General features: G+C 41.3%; 11 protein-coding genes. All 11 read right to left on the bottom strand.

Annotation, left to right across the window (positions count from 1 at the left end):
* Window positions 1-7 precede the first annotated feature (7 nt).
* The 11 genes from ACIQXV_RS01565 to ACIQXV_RS01515 all read right to left on the bottom strand — a co-directional run bounded on the left by ACIQXV_RS01565 (window position 8) and on the right by ACIQXV_RS01515 (window position 20,138).
* A complete protein-coding gene (locus tag ACIQXV_RS01565; RefSeq protein ID WP_402955001.1) occupies window positions 8-1,513 on the bottom strand; it encodes a response regulator transcription factor in 1,506 nt (501 codons plus the stop codon).
* Window positions 1,506-3,302 carry a sensor histidine kinase gene (locus ACIQXV_RS01560; RefSeq protein WP_402954998.1) on the bottom strand — a complete coding sequence of 599 codons (1,797 nt, stop codon included), beginning with the start codon at window positions 3,300-3,302 and terminating at the stop codon, window positions 1,506-1,508. Before ACIQXV_RS01560 ends, ACIQXV_RS01565 begins: the two co-directional genes overlap by 8 nt.
* A gap of 112 nt (window positions 3,303-3,414) precedes the next feature.
* Entirely contained in the window at window positions 3,415-4,872 is a 1,458-nt protein-coding gene (locus ACIQXV_RS01555) for an ABC transporter substrate-binding protein (protein ID WP_402954995.1), read from the bottom strand.
* A 24-nt stretch (window positions 4,873-4,896) separates the two neighbouring features.
* The gene (locus tag ACIQXV_RS01550; protein WP_402955250.1) at window positions 4,897-5,817 is read right to left on the bottom strand and encodes a carbohydrate ABC transporter permease; all 921 of its coding nucleotides are present in this window, start codon (window positions 5,815-5,817) and stop codon (window positions 4,897-4,899) included.
* 120 nt (window positions 5,818-5,937) lie between these two features.
* Window positions 5,938-6,867 (bottom strand): ABC transporter permease, encoded by a 930-nt coding sequence (locus ACIQXV_RS01545; protein ID WP_402954992.1) that lies wholly within the window; start codon window positions 6,865-6,867, stop codon window positions 5,938-5,940.
* 178 nt (window positions 6,868-7,045) lie between these two features.
* Window positions 7,046-10,153 (bottom strand): alpha-mannosidase, encoded by a 3,108-nt coding sequence (locus tag ACIQXV_RS01540; RefSeq protein WP_402954989.1) that lies wholly within the window; start codon window positions 10,151-10,153, stop codon window positions 7,046-7,048.
* A gap of 63 nt (window positions 10,154-10,216) precedes the next feature.
* Complete coding sequence (locus ACIQXV_RS01535; RefSeq protein ID WP_402954986.1) at window positions 10,217-12,097, bottom strand: beta-N-acetylhexosaminidase; 1,881 nt, start codon at window positions 12,095-12,097, stop codon at window positions 10,217-10,219.
* Between the two features lie 34 nt (window positions 12,098-12,131).
* On the bottom strand, window positions 12,132-12,752 hold the full coding sequence (locus ACIQXV_RS01530) for a YesL family protein (RefSeq protein WP_402954983.1): 621 nt from the start codon (window positions 12,750-12,752) through the stop codon (window positions 12,132-12,134).
* 33 nt (window positions 12,753-12,785) lie between these two features.
* A complete protein-coding gene (locus ACIQXV_RS01525) occupies window positions 12,786-14,108 on the bottom strand; it encodes a glycoside hydrolase family 125 protein (RefSeq protein WP_402954980.1) in 1,323 nt (440 codons plus the stop codon).
* Window positions 14,105-16,819 carry an alpha-mannosidase gene (locus ACIQXV_RS01520; RefSeq protein ID WP_402954977.1) on the bottom strand — a complete coding sequence of 905 codons (2,715 nt, stop codon included), beginning with the start codon at window positions 16,817-16,819 and terminating at the stop codon, window positions 14,105-14,107. Before ACIQXV_RS01520 ends, ACIQXV_RS01525 begins: the two co-directional genes overlap by 4 nt.
* Window positions 16,820-17,147: 328 nt before the next feature.
* Window positions 17,148-20,138, bottom strand: coding sequence for an endo-beta-N-acetylglucosaminidase (locus ACIQXV_RS01515; RefSeq protein WP_402954974.1), 2,991 nt, complete (start codon window positions 20,136-20,138; stop codon window positions 17,148-17,150).
* Window positions 20,139-20,341 lie beyond the last annotated feature (203 nt).

Below are 20,341 nucleotides of genomic sequence, written 5' to 3'. Positions count from 1 at the left end.
TTTGAGTTCAAATTTTCCGCCACTCGCTCGGGGTCGCACCGACCGTTTTCTTGAATTGCTTATAAAAGTAAGCGGTATCTGAATAACCGACTTTTTTCCCAATTTCACCTGCACGGTAATGGGAGGTTTTTAGTAATTCCTTTGCTTTTTCCAAGCGGTAGCGATTCAGGTATTCGGAGAAGACAACCCCGACTTCTTTTTGAAATAATTGCCCAAGATAGATAGCGTTTACATGGAACTGTTGGCCAAGTGTTTTTAATGAGATCCCTTGATCATAGTGGGCATGTATAAACTGAAGCACATTTTGCACAATCGGACTGCGCATATTCACTTGATTATGGATTGAAAAAATGAGTCCATTGCAATATTCCTTCAAAACGGTCCTCAACTGATTGGTATCAGTGCTGTACACCATTCTTTCAACGGCGGCTGTATAATGTGATAGATCGTCCGGCTGTAATGAATAATGGATATAGGAAATTAAGTCAAACGTATACTTTTTAGCCACCTGCGGTGAGATGTATTTTGTATTCCTCGTAAAATCTTCAAAAAATAAATCAATCGTCTGCAGCGTTTCTTCATCCGCTTGAACGAGTTGTTTCACGATATTCTCTTTAAATTCCTGCTGTTTTTTTACTTCATCGTGTTTATCAATCGAAAGCCTCTCTGAAATCAGCACATTGGGATCTGAGTAAAGCTGGAGCAAACTGGATTCTCTTGCACAGCTAAAACTTTCATCCAGTTCATCTATCGTTTTAATCGTTTTTCCCATAGATAAATAGAAAACACCCGCCCCTATTTGTCCCTTTTGCAGCTGATGAACAAGGCTTTGGTTCGAAGCAAATAATTCATCTTCACTTGTCCCGCCAAAAATAATAATAATTTCCTGATTTAGGCTATAAAGACATGTGGCTGAAAAGTGTTCTTCAATCAAGTTTCGAATTTCCTTTGAAATCTCAGCCATATGATAATGTTCAAAATTTAAAATGGAGACATTATAATAGGGTTGAGTAAATTGAATATTATATAATGCCAATCTTTCAAGACAATCACTTTTCTCTATCTCTCCATTTATAAAGCGCCATAACGTATTATCCTGTAATGTTGTCGTTTCCTGTGCAGTGTCGGCGCCTGTCACAGCATTCAATTTCTGGCCTACATTTTGGACGGTCGTCAATAATTCTTCTTCATCAACAGGTTTCACTAAATAGTTTTCGATTCCTAATAATAGCCCTTGTTTAATAAACCCAAACTCCTGATAACCTGTTAAGACAATACATTTGATCTGTGGCTGTATTTTCTTCGTTTCTTCAATTAACTCAAGGCCCGACATTTTCCCCATTAATATATCAGTAATCAGAATATCGATTGGATTCTCTTTTAGATAGGCGAGGGCTTCTTCCCCGCTTTCAGCCGTACAGGCAATTTCAAACCCGTAATCCTCCCAATCTAAGAACGCCTGAAGTCCTTTAGTAATGAGCGGTTCATCGTCAACAAGAAGGATCTTATACATGTTTAGCTCCCCGCACTGGAATCGTTAGTGTAACTATCATCCCTTGGTCATGAACACTTTGAAGCGAAATGCCAAATTGGTTTCCATATTTCAATTTTAAGCGTTGATGGATATTTCTTAGACCGATTGATTTCATTTCTTCCCCATCCTCACGATTGATATGATGTACGATGTTGGTTAACTCCTCTTCCGTCATTCCCTTACCATTGTCCTCTACCCGTATTTCGATTTTATCGCCGAGTGCAGCGGCACGTATGAATAACTCATTATCGGGCTGGTCCTTCTTAAATCCATGGATAAAATAATTCTCTATGATTGGCTGCAGGATAAATTTTTGAACGATTGTTTGTTCTACATCACTGGGAATATCTAAATGTACCTGCAGCTTATCCGGAAATTTAAGCTGGAGCAATTTGATATATTGTTTCACATTTTCAATTTCCACATATAAAGGCACCATGTCTTTCGATTCTAACGAGTACCGGAAAAGCTTCGCTAAATGGAAAATCATTTTACTAGAGGTCTTTGAACCCTCTACGACAGCTACCATTCGTATTGCCTCCAGAGTATTGAATAAAAAATGCGGGTCAATTTGTGCTTGAAGTGCTTTTAATTCTGCCTGTTGCTGCTTCATCGTCAGCACGTAAAATTGTTCAATATTATGATTCAACTCATTCAACATCGAATTAATATTGACAGCAATCCTTGATAATTCATCCTCATGTTTTGATTCAGGAATCCGCGCATCCAGGTTCCCCTTTTCAACTTGACGAATAGTGGATACAATATTATTAATTCTCCGCGAGTAATTTCGCATAAAGGAATAAGAAATCAAAATGGCAATGGAGAGGAGAAGGATAATGACAATCCACATCGTTCCCCTTACAATCGATAACTTCTGCCAGCCTTTATCAGGAATAACACTTACATACGTATACTCTCCCTTGCTTGCAAGCGAATTAATATAATACTTTTCATTTTCCCACTTTATTTTTGTCTCATTTGTTTCCTGTTTTACCATATTTAAAATTTCATCAGGAACACCTTTATTCACGGAATATATAATTTTGCCGTCAGGATCAAGTAAAAAGAATGAAGATGGTGCCCCTTCATGCTTTTTTAACATTTTGTCTAAACGGTCTGACGAGTAAAAAATAGAAATCTCACCTATTTTTTTGAGAGTAACCGGGTTGTTTAATTCCACCATCTTTGTAATGGTATCTCTTAATTTCCGGCCCCTCGGCAGGCTTCCTTCACTAATTCTTGGAAACCCTTCATTTAGATACGAGTCCGGATTTGTCGGACGGTCAACAATGCTTTTATTCCATCGAATGTTATTATTAATTAACAAATATTCAATCGAGGGTTTTTCCGACGAACGTAAACTAATCGCATTAATATCACTATCCTGACTAAAAAAGCCATTAAAATAGGTATCGATATTTCTCGGAGTGAACGATTGGTCTTCCGAGAATTTATCCAGGCGGTATTCTAAATATTTCTCATAGCCATTGTGGAGGGCGAAGGAAATATCATCAATCATATCCCCTTTTACATAAAGATCTCGAATCGCTCTATTAATATCAGAGTCTTTACCGGAAAAATAATCCTCTACCCTTTCCATCGTTCTCGTATTGATATTGACTTCCTTTTGAATAATGATATCTGAATAATAGTTTGTAATCGTCACAATTAAGACAATAACCGTCACAATGATGGTGATCGAAGAGGTTAAAAAGAGTCGATTAAATATTTTTTGATTAAAATGCCTTTTTCTTTTCAATTCCATTTTCATTTCCTCAATTATTCATAGTGTTTAATTAATTTTAACATGATGGAATTGATACATTGTGAAATAAAATCAAGCTGGAATTTTTTCACCCCAGCTTGATTCTATTTCTTTATTTATTTTGCTTTGCCTTCCATTCATCAAATTGCTTTTGAATTTCTTTTAGAACCTTATCAATTCCAGCATCTTTCAACTTTTTATTGTATTTTGGCAGGTATTCTTCTGGGTCAACTGAACCTGTTGCCAAAGCCGGATAGAATTCCTTGGAAATATTTGTAATGGATGCGATTTCCGATCTCACAGGGTCACTGTTAAAGTGGAAACCAAGAGTTGGTGCCGGTTTTGCTGCATCGTTAAACGCCTTGAATTTATCCCATTTATCCTTTGGATCATTTTCATATAAATACAAGGTATAGAAATTTCCAATAGAATAAGTTGGAATGTTATATTTATCAATACGTGCAGGAAGATCTTTGATCATTCCCTCAGCATTCTTTTCGTAATGAACCCCTTCTATTCCTTTGTCAACAAGGTTGCGAAGGTATGGGTCTGTGTTAAGCAGGTTTAAGAATTCCATGGCTTTTTTAGGATTCTTTGATGTAGCTGAGATTGCCTGAATGGAACCTGAAACAGAATCATTAAAAGTGGTTGGCTCTTCAGCCGGTACAGAAACAACCTCATATTTAGCGGAACGGGACCACAGTAAATCAGCATATGGCTGGGAATCACCCATGCGGACAAACCAGTTCTCTACATCCATTGGCCAGCTGTCTTTGCTTGTTGCAGCATCTTCCTTCAGATAGCCTGCTTTAAAATAGCTGTGCATCGTTTTATATGTTGCCATAGTTAAATCGCTTTCAAAGAAATTCGTAACATGATCTCTGTCCCCTTCAATCGGGAAGGCAAATGGCATTTCATTATTAAAAATATAGTCATATGGCAGATAAGCTTTAACCGTTGCCATTGGAGTAATACTTGGTTCATTTTCTTTGATAACTTTAAGCATTGGTTCAAGGTCTTCTAAGGTTTTTACTTTCGTAATATCGAAGTGATATTTATCGACAAGGCGTTTATTAAACGTATAAACCGTTTGTCTTGCTGCTTCTTTATTAGTTGGCACCCCATATATTTTTCCGTTAACTTTAACTCCTTCTAAAAGGGACGGGTCAATTACCTGTTTTAGCTCTTTTCCTTCTTTATTTAACAACTCATCCAGTGGCGTGAAAGCACCTTTTTGTGCATTTTGGACATATTTCGTTCCGTTCGTAAAAGCAATATCAAAAGGTTCTCCTGAATTAATCATAACTTGCATTTTTTGATCCCAATCGCCCCAGTCGATTTGCGTCATTTTCACTGTGGCATTGATTTTGTCCTTCAAATATTTATTTACTTCCGTAAACACTTTGTCAGTGTCTTTTTGCGGAGTTCCAATGGTATACCATTTGATTTCATATGGTTGACCGTTTTTGCCGCCTTTGCTTTCAGCCGTCGTGTCTTTACTGCTGCAGGCTGAAAGAACAGTTCCAATGGATAAAATTAATGCAAGGAACAATACTAATCTCTTCTTCATTTCAACTCTCCTCTTTCTATTTAATTATTCTTTAACGCCGCCGATTGTCAGTCCACTAATAAAGTATTTTTGAAAAAACGGATAGGAGACTGCTATTGGTAATGTGGCGATAACGACCATGGCCATTTTAGCAGAATCTTGCGGTATGGTATTAAATAAAGTGGACTGCATTAAACCAATTTCGGCATTTTGCCGCATAAATTCCATATTTGCCTCGATTTTCATCAGTAATGCCTGGAGCGGCACTAAGTTCGGTTGATCGATGTACAGCAAGGCGGTAAACCAGTCATTCCAGTAACCAAGTGTGCTAAACAAGGCAATCGTGGCAATCCCCGGTAATGAAAGCGGGAAGACGATTTGGAAAAAGGAGCGCCATTCGCTTGCCCCATCAATTCTTGCTGATTCCAGGATGGATTCCGGAACAGATTTTAAAAAGAATGTTCGCATGATGATAATATAAAATGCATTCATGGCAAGCGGCAGAATTAATGCCCAAATGGAATTTTTCAGATGTAAAAATTGAGTAACAATAATGTAAGTTGGAACTAATCCACCGCTGAAAAGCATTGTAAAAAACGCTAGGAAGGTGAAGAATTTCCGATACCTAAATTGCGGTCTTGAAATCGCATAAGAATAAAAGGAAATCATTAACACACTAATAATCGTTCCAACAATTGTAATGATAATCGTTACACCGTAAGAACGGAATAATTGCTCCTTCATATTCCATAAGTAATGGTAAGCATCGGTACTCCAATCCGCAGGAATTAACTGAAAGCCATTCCTTACAATGCTTTCCTCACTTGTAAAGGAAATAATAATGACATAGATAAAAGGAAAGATACACATCAAGGTAAAAATACCTAATAGCACACTAATAATCGAATTGGTGACTGGGTGAAGATGATGATGATTTCTGGTCTTCTTCCGTTTTATCTTAGCCATCCCTCCCTTCACTTCTTCTACAGGTTGGGATAGCATGATAGATGTTTGCGTATTATTAAGTTCATTTGGCATTGTCTTAGCCGCCGGGCGACCTTTCCTCCCTTCGTGAAGAAGACCGCATTAAAATAATGCACTTTCCTCATCAATTTTTCTCACAATATAGTTCGTGATGATCACGAGCACGAAACCAACAGCCGACTGGTAAAGACCTGCCGCAGTGCTCATACCAATATCCCCCAAGGTCATAAGACCACGGTAAACGAACGTATCAATAACATTAGTGACCGGATATAAGGCCCCTGCATCCCTTGGGACTTGATAAAACAATCCGAAGTCCGAGTTAAAAATCCTGCCTATATTCATAATCGTTAAGATAATCATCAATGGCTTAATCATTGGCAATGTGACATGTTTGATCTGCTGCCACTTTGTCGCACCATCAATCATTGCCGCCTCATAATACGTTTTATCAATACCGACAATCGCTGCTAAATACACGATACTGCCATATCCAATCCCTTTCCAGAGGCTCATAAATACAAGGATGAACGGCCAATATTTAGGCTCGCTATACCATGAAATGGGATCGATGTGAAACCAGCCAAGGACATTATTTAAAAGACCGCGGTCTGCACTTAAGAAAGTAAAGACAAAGTAGCTGCCGATGACCCAAGAAATAAAATGCGGGAACAGCATTCCAGTCTGATAAAACTTTGATAGCTTCTTATTGACTAACTCACTAAGTAAAATGGCCGTTGCAACCGCTGCCACAAGACCTAAAATAATAAAGACAAGATTGTATAGAATAGTATTTCTTGTAATAATAAAGGCATCGTCAGAGGTAAATAAGTATTTAAAATTATCCCAGCCTACCCATTCACTATTGATGACACTGGCAAAAAATCCATCCGGGTCGATCCTGAATTTTTTAAAGGCTAAGACTTGTCCGAACATCGGCAAGTAAGAGAATAATAATAACCAAATGGTACCGGGTAAAACCATCAGCAGCCATATTCGATTTTTATAAAGATCACTCAACATTCCTTTCATATTTTTCCTCCTTTCTATAAATGTAAGCACTTCCATACCTTTATTTTAAAGCTCCGGCCCGCCTATTTATAGTTGACTAATTTGGGATTAAGTGCAAAAATCTTAGTTTTTACTAAAGGTCGAATAAAATGGCAAAATCTAGACCGGCTGAAATCATCCAGCCGGCCATTTTTTCCTACTATAAAATTCTAATTGTCTTTATTTCATATGGTTTAATATCAAACTCAATTGGCGCTCCAGATTCTTCGGCAATCGATTCTTCCATTAAATTGGTCTCCACCCATGATTGGATGTTTTTTTGAACGTTCAATGAGACCTTCCCTCTGCGACCCTCATACTCGTGTAAACGGACAATAATCCCGTTGCCATCGTATGCAGGCTTCACGGCATCAATCCAAATATGGTCACAATCAGCCTCGATAAATGACGCTTGCTTCGTCCATTTTCCTTCTACAGCGAGAATAGGGTCATTTAAATCCCATGCCTTTTCCACGGTCTTCGCTTGGCGCCAATCGCCGATATGCGGGTAAAGAGAATACACAAAGCTGTGGGATCCTTGATCCGCTTCCGGGTCTGGATGTGTCGCCGCTTTTAATAAAGTAAGGCGCATCGTGTTTTCCTTAATGTCATAGCCATATTTCGAATCGTTCAGCAGACTAACCCCGTAATCCGGCTCAGATAAATCGGCCCATTGATGTCCGACAGTTTCAAATTTCGCCATATCCCAGCTTGTATTCCAATGTGTCGGGCGCTTGACATTGCCATATTGAATATCATAAGTTGCCTCTGTTGTCCGCACATCGACAGGGAAGGACGCTTTCAGTAACTTTCTCTTTTCATGCCATTCGACATTCGTTTCAAAATCAATCCGGCGGTCATTTTGATAGAATACAATCCGCTGAGAAATCTCAGAATGATGGTACATCCACTTCGCCTGAATCGTAAACGTTAGCTCCCCATTTTCCACTACCTCAAAGCTGACTAAATCACGGATTTCTTCCATTTTTTCTTGATAATAAATATCAATATCCCAGGCATCATGCGCAAGCGGCTTATCTTCAAAAATTTGCAGGATATTCCCTTTTTGGCCCGCGACAAGAACATCACGGCTTGCTTCTTTATCAAAGATCTTGGTCATTTGACCAAACTCATTCCACTCCACCATGTAGAATGGTGTTTCTAATTTATGATTACTATAGCTAAAATTTGAAGTTCTTTTCTCAGCTTCTACTGGCTCAAAAGTTAACGTTACCGCACCGAACGATGGCAGTAAATCCACTTCAACGAGCCAGCCATACTTGCGTTTTTGATGGATCAACGCTTCGCCGCTTCTATTTTTCCAAACACCAGCCGCAAAATCAGCAAATTGCGGTACAACCACATTTTTCTTGCCTGAATGCTGTGTCGCATTGAACAGAACCACAGAACGGTCAGCCTGTTCAATTCCACCCTTGATTATTTCGGATTCAATCCCATTTACTAACTCAAGCGCCTCCTGATACTCTTCCCGCGCATCCTCATACACTTCATGAATCGATGAACCCGGAATAATATCATGAAATTGATTGCGTAAGATAATTTTCCAGCCACTTTTGAGCTCGTCATTGCCAATCCAATCACCATTTTCAGAAATCCAGGAAGATAAGAATTCGGCTCTTCTATATAAAAGCTCCAATTTTCGATTCATCTTTTTCATAAAGGCCTGGCTTGTATAGGTACCGCGGTGGTATTCCAGGTACAGTTCGCCATCCCATTTATGGATATAGCCATTCGATTCCGCCACATTTTGATGAAGTTTTCCGAAAAATTCGCCGGCTGTTGCTGTCTTCACATTCGGCATACCTGGCAATTGGTCAAATCTTCTGCGCATTTCGAGCATATGGCGATTGACACCGCCGCCGCCGTCACCATAACCATAGGAAAGAAGCAGGTCCTTCGATAATTCCTTATCCCGATAGCCCTTCCAAGCGCCCTTAACCGTTTTCGCGGTAATAAAGCCATTGTACGTATAGAACCAAGAATCCGCAGAATTCCAAGGTTCAGGTGTGGTAATAAAATGCGTGAGGATCTCGCTTCCATCGATTCCCTTCCAGTAAAAGGTATCATGCGGCATCCGGTTATATTGATTCCAACTAATCTTCGTTGTCATCATCGTGTTGATGCCTGATTTTTTCAAAATCTGCGGCAGTGCCCAACTGTAACCGAACACATCCGGCAGCCATAAATACTGACAATCGACGCCAAATTCTTCTTTAAAAAATGCTTTTCCATGGAGGATTTGCCGTACAAGGGACTCACCACTTGGAATATTACAGTCAGCCTCGAGCCACATCGCGCCTCCCGCTTCCCACTTGCCTTCCGCAATTCGTTCCTTCATTTGGGCGTAAATGTCCGGATAATCGGTTTTGATATAATCATAGAGCTGCGGCTGCGTTTGCAAAAACAGGTATTCAGGGAACTGCTTCATTAAATGGAGCACAGTGGAAAACGAACGAGCCGCTTTCTCTCGCGTATTTTTCAAGCGCCAAAGCCAGGCAACATCAATATGGGTATGACCGACTGTATGGATCGTAATATCGGATGTTTGTTTGATCGATTGAATCGCCGCGGTCAAGCTGGCTTCCGCTTCATAACAGGATTCATAGAATTCATTACTTCCTGGCTCGGTCCAATCAATAAGCTGTAATGCGTCAGAAAGTACCTTTTTCAAAATCGTACTGGCCGAGTCTTCCTCATTGATTTCGATTAATACTTCGTAAGCAGCCAGAAGAGTGTAATAAAGGTTATCGACACGGCGGTCCAGCCAGCCGATTTTTGCCATCTTCAGTTTAAATTCATTTTCAATTGGGACGCCTCCGCCCTCAAGCCCGGACCAGAGACGGAAATCTAAACGCAGCGGTCCTTTCGCGGTTTGTTCATCAAAAAGGACTTCTTCATGATTCGAATCGACACCTTGATATGGTTTGCCATTCACAAACAGTAAAGATTCAAACCCGGAATTATTGCCCCCGCCGGTTTTTCCAAATGAGAACAGACCTGCGATTTGATGATTGGTGTATGGTAAATGGCAATCGACATCTGCCTGAAGCCAAATATAGCGATCGCGGCCCTTCCAATAGTCGCCGATTTTCATTACGGCCTTTTTATCATAGTCAACCGGAGGATGGGCACCAATTGTGCCGTCATCTTCATTTGTATAAAATTGGTCAATTGCGACACAATCACGGTAACGATAACCATCTAATTCCTGGATCCGCTCTTCAAATTTTCTTTCCGTTAAAAACAACTATTTCACCCCATTTGGACTAATTAATAATTTTTTAATGCTTCTTTGCGCGCTGTAGATCCCTTAAAGTGAGAAGTTCCCTGCCGTTACAATTCGATGGTAGACGTTGCCGCCCACTAATCCATCGACAATTTCCCATGGACCATCATGGCGCAAGCGTTTTTCTTCTAACTCCTCAATCGTAGGGATCACACCCTCAAGCCACTGGTTAATTCGATATTTTACTGAATCCATCCGGGTGATCACCCCGCCATAACGAATATCAATGACTTCCCAGCCAAATGGTTTGTATGCAGCAAACCAAACTTTACGGTGCTTTCTCCGTAAGAGGTCAACATTGGCTTGGATTTCATCCAATTCGGCCATGATTGATTTCATTTGCTCATAGTCTTTTTGATCATAAACTTCCTTTACGCGGATACCCATTTCCGCCTTCACGCTTAGAACTCGTGCCAACTGTTCATAAAAGTCAAACAGTGCTTCCCATTTTGGGTTATGGTGCTTCGCCCGCTCAATGACAGGGACTAATTTTTCATAATGCTCTCCTAAAGCCAGACCGCGAATATTTTCATCATATAAGCCTATTAAAATATCTTGATAGAGTAACACTTTAGACGTCATTGATGTATTCATGTTATCCTTCATGACTCCAGGTGTTTCATCCAATAGCTTCAAATTTATGAAATCATCAAAGTGTCCCTCACAGCAAAATGCAAATCGCTCCGCCGCCTTTTCAATGGTTACGTCCTTTTGATACGTATATTCTGCAAATAATTGCAAGATTGGGTAAGAAGTTGAGAACGGTGTTTCTGCCCCATTATCACCCCACAGCGTGACAAATACTTCTTTAATCCCTTCTTTTTTACAGGCAGCAAGCGCGGCTTCTGTCGTCGCAATCGCCTTTCCATAGTTCGGAACGATTCCATTCCATGTCCATGCCCCGCCGGCAAAGATCGGCGTCCGGCCCAGCAGTTTATGGTTATGAAAATCTTTTTCATAGACTTCCTGTTCTTTTCGATAATAATTCCAGTAAACAAGCTCGACATCAGGAATACCCGCAATTATGTCCTCGCGAATCTTGCCATTTTCATCCTTATATTTACTGTTTTCTGCGAATAACGGAAAATACATATCGCTCCAAATCATTGGTTTAAGCCCTAACATTTCCGTGATTGAAACAACCTTTTGCAGATGTCGATTCATCAGATCAATATGGTTCTCATAGCCATTTTCTTCTAAATATTTTCCTAACCCAAGCTGGAACGTCTCGTCCATTCCGATATGAATCCGTTTAGTCTTAAATGGTGCTGAAGCTGCCTTTATACAATTTTCCAAAAACTCGTAGGTTTCAGGTTTGTTGACTAATAAAATATCATCCGTGTCTTTGAAGGCGGCAGCATAATTCCATTTAAGCGCTTCCCGTAAGTGGCCCAATGATTGAATACAAGGGATCATCTCAATCCCGAGATTCCCGGCATATTCATCACATGCTTGTAACTCTTCAAATGTATAGCGTCCGCGCATATAGCCGAAATATGGATGCTCCTTAACCTCGTACGTATCCTCTGTATAAAGCATCAATGTGTCTAATCCCATCATGGCCATTTTCTGCAGCAGTTTTTCCACTTCAGCAACTGTTGGGACAGCATTTCTAGACGCATCAAGCATCACGCCGCTCATCTCAAACTGCGGATCTTCTGTTAAATCAAATTCGTTCCCTTTACTAAAATGTTCCAGCCATAACCCTAATGCGCGAAAAAAGTGAACCGTTTTTTCAAAAATAATTTCACCTTGGCCATGATGATTGACGACCCGCAATGGGCCATTTTGCTTTTTTACATGTATCGGATAACCTTCTTCGGAAAATTGAATCGATAAATTTTCTCGCAATGCCTCAAGTCCGTCTGCAACCGCTGAAAGATCTCCTTTTAAGTTGAGTATCATGTTCATTCTCCTCCCTTTTTGTAAAAAGGTTCATTTATAAAGATGCCGCTCTATTTTCTAAACGGTTAAACCGGTTTAGACTGACCATCATCATCCAATAGGCAGGAGCAACGGCAGAAATAAAAAGTAGTAAGCCTGGCAGCTTATTTATTAGAAAGCCAATGACAAAGAGTCCTGCACCAATCCATATGGTGGATGGTAAACTTGTCATGGTAAATAAAAAGGACTGTTTTAGATATTCTTTATTTGACAACTCGTAATGGACATAAATGGAAAAGAAATACCCAACCGATAATAGAAGAAGAAACACTAGAAAGTATAGGATGACTGAAAGAAAGCTGGCGAATGCCCCTGTCATCATTCCCTCTACAATACGGATATCGACAAAGAGGAAAAGGCCAATGCTGTAAAAAACAAGGCCAATTCCATTACTTCTCTTCCACTCTTTAAAATAAACATGCTTAAAAGTCTTCCATACTGGTGTATCCGTATCTTTCTTAAGCCATCTCCGGACAATCGTAAAAAGGGCAATAGACGCCGGGAAAAAGCCCAGAATCCCTAACCCTAGGGCGGTAAAGGCAAGCCAGCACAGATTTGCCAGAACCACCCTCCATACCAATTCACAGCTTGAGATCATCCAGTGATCTTTTTTCATGACGCTATCACCCTTTCAAAATGACATGATTGTCTATGCTTTATTTTTCGATAATTGCTGATATAGCGGACTGCCTTTAACAGCTTTCCCTGTAAGACTTAACACAAATTCACTAAACATCGTGTTTGCCCACGCAAACCAATCCCTTGTAAATTCTTCAGGGCAATCGGCGTTAAAGCCTTCATGCATAAAATCTGTACCGCCATCCGTACTTTTAAAATAAGCTAAAATTTCCTGCTGCTCCGCTTCATTTGTTGTTGTCATCCCTTGTATGGCCAGAGCAATATGCCAAATATAATGATCAGGCGTATGCGGACTGCCAATCCCATTTGCATATTTTCCTTCATAATAATAAGGATTGTCCCGGCTTAAAAGGAATGAGCGTGTGTTTACATACTTCGTGTCATCAAATGAAAGGTATCCTAAATAGGGTACGGCCAGCAGGCTCGGAACATTGGCATCGTCCATTAAATTGACCCGCCCTTCCCCATCAGTTTCATACACATACATTTCGCCGTGAATCGGGTGGTCATGTTTCGCGTATTGTTCGATCCCCTGTTGAATCTCTTCACGAAGCTTCAAGCATTCCTCTTTTAAGGAAGAATCGTGAAGCACTTCATCACACATTTCCGCAGCGTAACCTAAAATGACAACAGCAAACATATTAGCCGGTACAAGATAACCGTAAGTGCAAGCATCATCACTCGGGCGGAAGGCGCTCCATGTCATCCCTGTTGGTACAACGCGCCCTCCCTTTCCATCACGTGTTAAGGTATCGGACTGGCGGACATCCGCACGTTCAAACCAGTAGGGAGAATTAGTTTCATGATCTTGCTCCGCCCGCCATACTTGGATAATGGTTTTAATCACGTGCTGGAAGGTTTCATTTATATGTGTTGTACGCCCTGTTGATTTCCAGAATAAATAACCCAGCTGAACAGGATAGCACAAGGAATCAATTTCGTATTTCCGCTCCCATATATGGGGCGTCATCTTTGTAAGGTCTGTTTGGTGCCCCTTGCCATTTGCCGTTTCATTAAAAGCATTGGCATAAGGATCGTGCAAAATAAAAGCATAATGCTGGCGAATAACCCCTTCAAGTAAATCAGCGATTTCTTCATCCTCTTCAGCAGCAAGTAAATAGGGTCGAACCTGTGCTGCTGAGTCTCTTAACCACATCGCAGGAATATCGCCTGTAATCACGAATGTTTTGCCATCTTCTTGTTTTTTCATCGTTGTTTCGTACGTATTCACAAAACATTGTTCAAACATACGGTGCAGCTTTTCATCATCTGGAAAAAATTCTTTTACATGCTGGATGAGTTTTTGCAGCGATTCTGGAAGTACTGTTGTCATCTTTCCCTCTCCTGTCTCGTAGGTTGAAAACCTAAAGTGATAATTTCATAATCTTTTACTTCATATTGATTTGTTGATTCTGTTATTTTTTCTTCAAGAATCGTACTTTTATAGGATTGATAATCATCGTTAATGCCGGCTTTCAGATTTTCCTTCGTGCCTGCTGGGTTAAACCAGCGCATGATGACATCATCGCGCTCTTCCGCCACTTTCATCGATGTCCAGACAAGTCCAGTTGGTTCCCAGTTTACAAACTGATGTGTTCCCGGCAATGTGCCTTCATGTGCACTTGTCTGAATCACCATGAGCGGGACTTTGTATTGGTAGGCATCTATATAAGCTTTTGAAAAAATAACATCATTTTCATGCGGAAGTACCTGCCATTCCGCTGTTTGCATGCCTTGGCATTGTGCTTCAGGAGTCGGGAAATAGCCCCAGTCCCCAAGCTCCGCGGTCGAACGAAGCACGGTTACCGCAATCGTTCCGTCTTCTGGAACGATTTCGTATTCCTGCAGACCATCCGTCGCAACCGTTAATCCCATCTTGTCATCCGCAAGGCTGGCAAAGCGCGATTGATGATGGCAAAAGCTCGGATTTTCCCATTCCTTTTCCGGTATATTTGGGCGGGTAACAATCTCAAAAATGCTATCAGCCTTATGTGTATCCGTCTGCAGTTCTGTTGGAAAAAGAACACGAAGACGGTGGTCTGTTGCTTGATTATCGATGAATAATTTAAAGGCCGGCCCCTTCATGCCTTTTTCAAGTGTAACAATGGTTCGAAGCGTTAGCTTGGTCATTTCACTGGACCTGCCCGCTTCTCGTTCCTTATGCCAAATGAGTTTATTTCGTTCTATTTCTAATCGACCATCCGCAGAAACTGGAATGGACAATGTGTGTTGAAACTCCAGCACGGTTCGCAGTGCATTTTTTTCCAAAAAAGCAAATTCCGCGGGTACACCTTTTGTCGTGATGGCAGCATGCCCCTTCGCTTCCTTGAACATATATTCGTTCCCAATATCCCCTGTGTCTTCGTAAATGCCGAGACGATGGAAGGTCTTGGCGGTTGCCTTAACCGTTAAATCATACGTGCCATCTTCGTGGAACAGGACATGCACATATTCATTTTCCATTTCCATGGTTTTTTCAGGAGACAGTGCTTGCGGCTGATCTGCCGGGTGAGCATTTGGAACAAGATAAAAAGTTTTGTATCCGAAAGAAGGAATATCTTCTGTATAGAATGATAGATTTGCCTTCTTGGCAAAAAACGGCTGACGGAATTGATCGTCCGGTAAGTCGTAGCCAAATTCGATCGTCGGGCTTTCTAGTTGGAATTCGACAGCCTTACCCTCATCATCAACCAACTTGTATCCGGACATTTCTTTTTCCTGCAAATAACCCGGAATTTCTTCAAAGTGCATCTGCGAAAAATAAACCTTATCAAGATCAACTGTTTGTGTGACGACTTCTTGTTTGTTCCATCCCGTTGTATTCATGACAATGAGCGGAATTCCACCGGCTGGTGTTTTTGATGTATCGATTGTCTGGCCAAGCTCGGCAGCCTTTTCCTCTACAAAAACTTCTCCCATTTGCGCAACTGTTTCAAAACGGGTCACCATTTCACGGTGGACCTCGTCGACACTGCAGCCGCAAATGCTGTCATGCGGATGGTTTTTCATCAGTGATTTCCACATAAAACGGATATATTCCCGCGGGTAGGTTCCGTTTGCGAGATAGTTCATGGCCGCAAGCGGCTCAGCGATTTTTTCCAAAAGGGTTTGACAATGGTTATTCCATTGCTTTAAGTAAATCCGGCTTGATGCGGTGTTGACAAGAGTCGACCAGCCGTCTGTCCGCTGATTGCGCAATTCGCCTTCAATGACTTGGAGCTTTTCCGGAAGGGAACCTTTTAATGCCTCTGTATATTCATCAAAGCTTGAATGTTTAAAGGTGTAATCAGGAAAGAGCTTTGTGGCGGTTTCGATCGCCTCAGGAATCGTTTTTTGCAGCGGCTGGTGATCACAGCCATTCATAAACAATAACTGATTCGTCGATGCATATTTTTCTGCATCCTCGAGCTTTTTATCCCAGAACACTTTCGCTTCTTCTTCATCCACCGGAATTTCATTTCCGTTTGAATACCAATTCGCAAATAGAATGCCTAAAACACTAGAGCCATCCGGCGATTTCCAGATCATCTCGGAAAAAGGAGACTCAAAGTTTGGCGTATCTGATACTGTGTTATTAAAACCGGTTGGTTTAACTCCCCGTCCAAAAGCGGCGGTATCAATACCCGCTTGTTTTAACAGCTGTGGCGCCTGCCCGTAAATACCGAATGTATCAGGAAAATAGCCAATTTTTGATACATGTCCATAGGCTTTCGTATCATTCATGCCAATCAGTAAGTTTCGGACATTTGCCTCAGAGCTTGTCAAAAAGGCATCCTGCAGCACATACCAGGGGCCGATATATAGCTTTTTCTCTTCAATTAATTGTTTGATGATTTCGCGGTTTTCAGGGTGAACAGCGAAATAATCCTCTAAAAGAACCGTTTGACCGTCCAGATGGAACGATTGAAAGGCATTTCCTTCTTTTTTGAACTGTTCAATAAGATTATTCATAAGTTTAATAAAGTAATAGCGATGTTGTTCAAAAGGTAAATACCATTCCCGGTCCCAATGGGAATGGGATATAATATGGGCCGTCTTCTTCATGAGACTTCCCCTCCTTCATCTATTTATAACGCACGAAAACGCTGTCATTTCTTTGTGATTAAATACTCTCCCTACTAACAATAAAAAAACCTGCCACAACAATCAATAGAATGTGGGCAAGTCATAAAGATATTACAGCTTATATAAAATTTGTCCAATGAATGGGGAATTTTTATGAAAATCTTCTGCTTACTCGTCGGATTGAAACATTTACTCGCGTGTTTTAGCTTTTTACTCGGCACTTTTCCCGAATTACTCGCAAACCTAAAAAAAGACAGAGGGTACGTTGCCCTCTATCACACTTGATACTGCGGGGAACCTTGCGCCCCTATTTCTTCTTTAACTCCTGAATACGATCTATAGCCTGTACTAGACGCTCATAATTCGTGACCTGTTTTCTTAGTGTTGGATGGAGCTTGTTGTAGGCCACTTTGCAATCGTTGACGGTATGCTTATCTTCGAGCGTTAAATCGTCGAGTTCTGGCAGTGCGTTGATTTTATGAATGACCTCGGTTACCTTTTCGTTCAGGTAAGCGGTACTAAACTTCAGGCTTTCCCGTTCATCAGCGTTCTGCACTGTATAGTAGATCCTTCCTCCCTCAGAGCCAAAGTCCAACTGTTCAAAGGTAATCGTTCCATCTTTTTCTACCTGCTTTTCCGCTAAAACATCCTTGGAGTCCAGGGATTTGTATAATCGAACTGTTTGACCGTGTTTAGCTTTTTCGATGATCACTTTATCCTCAGCACCTAGATTATTTTCAGCGCTTGCAAAATGCATCATGATATTTTCCGTTCTCGGTAATACAGCACTTTCAAACATCTGCCATTCATAAATACGAATCGCTCCCCAAGGGGAAGTACCACTATTATAAACCTGCAGTTTGAATTCTCTTGCTGTAAAAGGCTGATCCAAGACAATATCGGTTACGGCTTTCGTATTACCTGTAATCCTTTTGGCGCTGACCCATTCACCGTTATCATTTTTATAAAGCAGTTCGAAATCAACCGTGTTCATGTTGCTTGCTTCCCCGCCATATTCGGCATGTTCCACGCGCCAGCGACGGATTGTTTTTGACTCGCCAAGATCAATCGTCATGTAACCACTTTTGGCATTAGTCGCGCACCATTTACTGTTAGCGGTCGCTGTTCCATCCAATGCTTTAGAGGCTGGCTCTGCATCATTTTCCATGGAGACAGATGTTACTTTGGCATTCAGCGCGACATTTGCAGAAGGAGGATTCAGCTCCAGTTCCGTTGCATCCGTACCCATGCCCCAGTCAAACGCAGCTTTAGCTGCCTCACCGCGGCTGTAGTCTTGATTAACCGGTACAATTTTCAATGTTGTCATATTATCAGCCGAAGCGTTTTTAGTAGTTCGAGCAATATTTGGAGTATAAAAATAGTTATTCGGCGTAACTCCTAAGAGTGTTTCCACCCCATCAGCATTCACTTGATAAATCTCATAATTCATGACATTCTCTTGCTCGGACCAGCTTAGACGGGCCTCTGCCTCAAATGCCGTTTTCAGGATTTTTTCTTGGATCTCCACGTTTTGCGGTTTCGAGATAGCCGCTGCCGTTGAATCATAAAGAGATAGCTGACCTAAATCGAAAGAATAGTTTTCTAGTTTTTCAGCATTATTGACTTTTAGACTTAAAGCATATGCCGTTTTCCCAGCATCCTTCCCAAGGTCAACGACCGTCGTCTTCCAACCATCACCGGACGAAGGTAATGTGTAATATTTCATTTGATCCTGTGAATAATCTTCACTGTAAGCAACACCTAGCGAAACCTCAGCACCAGATTGGTTTTGATAAACGAGACGGACTTTAGTCGTGTCTGTAATAGGTAGTTTAGTGCTGTACAGCATTGTGTCATTTACAGAACCGGCATCAAGCGCACCGCTGAACTTCAGCGAGTTGCCGCCGTTATAGGCTTTATCAAAATCGTAGGAAACCTTTATTTTGCTGCCTTCATTACGTGTCCACCAGCGCCATGTCGGCATAACATCCTGGACAGACCGATTATTCCACTCAAGATTACTAGCTATTTTTCCATTTACAAAATATTGCTTTCCGTGTCCGCTATTAAAATTTGTAGTAAACGGCAGCTTCTGAATAACGGATGAATCCGTAACAAAACGAGCCATCCCTTTCCATGCTGCTGAATCGTCTGCCTGTGTTGGATCCGCTTGCGGGCCTGTCCAAAAGTACTTTTCCTGTTCATGGAAATCAGCTGGATCTTTTGCTAACCCCATTGTTGAGTTTGGTGTATAAAGGGCAATAGACACTTTTGGCTGTTTCTTTTCATCCAAAAGTGCATTTGTATTAATCGGGGTGTTGTAAGAATTCTGCTGGACCTCAAAACCTGCATAAGCGTCAAACGGATTACGGTTATGACTTTTCATCGTGTCAACGGTTGTGTTAATTTGGCTGGTGCCCCAGTTATAGTTTAAAAAGAACTCATCCACGGCGTATTTCCCATCCGATGCCGGTTTGACATACATGTCATTGTTGCTGTTGACGGCATTCTGATAGCGGATCGCTCCACTATTATCTTGGGCATCGTACCAGCTAATTTGAAGGGTAGATTTCCGCTTGATATAGCGCATCATTTCATTCATCCGTTCAGCTGTCTGCTTGCTGACACCAGATGTTTCCTGATTGAAAAAGTAACCGTCAAAACCAAAATATTCAGCAACCTCAATCATTTTGTCAGCTACCGGGAAACTGCCGTCAGCTTCCTGCTTAGTGAAGGCTGCTATTTCAGCAACACCTTCCTTGGAACTTCCCCACGGGAAACCGAGTGTTGCGTAGACAGGCACCCCGTTACGGTGGGCTGCATCGACAATATCCGGTGTAGGGATGGCAAAAATCCCCTCATTGGTTCCTGCCCAGTAAATATAGGAGTCTAGTAATTGCCAGTTATCGAAAGCGTATACATTAAAATCATTGCCGCCGACAGAACTTGCCTCATCATGATTCCATGTTGTGATTGCGGCAGAGGTAATACCCGCCTCTGGGTTAGCCAGTGGATTTATCTGGTGTCCTTTGAAACGATTTTTGTTTAACGGGATGCTGGCACGGTTCAATTCCGCATCCGGATCATTTTCAGGCGACCACTTCAAAAGTGTTTCAACCCTGAACGCTGGAGCCAGCGGCTTTAGACTGAGCTTGTCTACATAATTTTCATTGACTACATCCGTTCCGTCCCCATTCACTGCGGCATTGGCCCCTGGAGTTGCCATTGAACTTAGCAAACACATAGCAACAGACATTGATGCAATACGGTTGAAAATAGTACTTCTTTTTTTCCTCACAATACTCCCCCTCAACAATTTTTAAGTACCCCCTCAATTGGAAGCCCTTCCAATTATTATAAAATTCCATCTCTTTCAATAACAGTTGAGTATTCTTAGATTTACTGTCCTAATTAAAGAAGCGCGGGGACGGTCCTTGTGCTTCACTTGTGTTCACCATTTCTTCACGCTTGAATTTTTCCGCAAAATTAAACCAAAAGGGA

Origin of the sequence: Neobacillus sp. NPDC097160, from assembly GCF_044762155.1 — a bacterium.
Lineage (GTDB): Bacteria > Bacillota > Bacilli > Bacillales > Cytobacillaceae > Neobacillus.
This window is presented reverse-complemented; position numbering and strand designations above follow the sequence as displayed.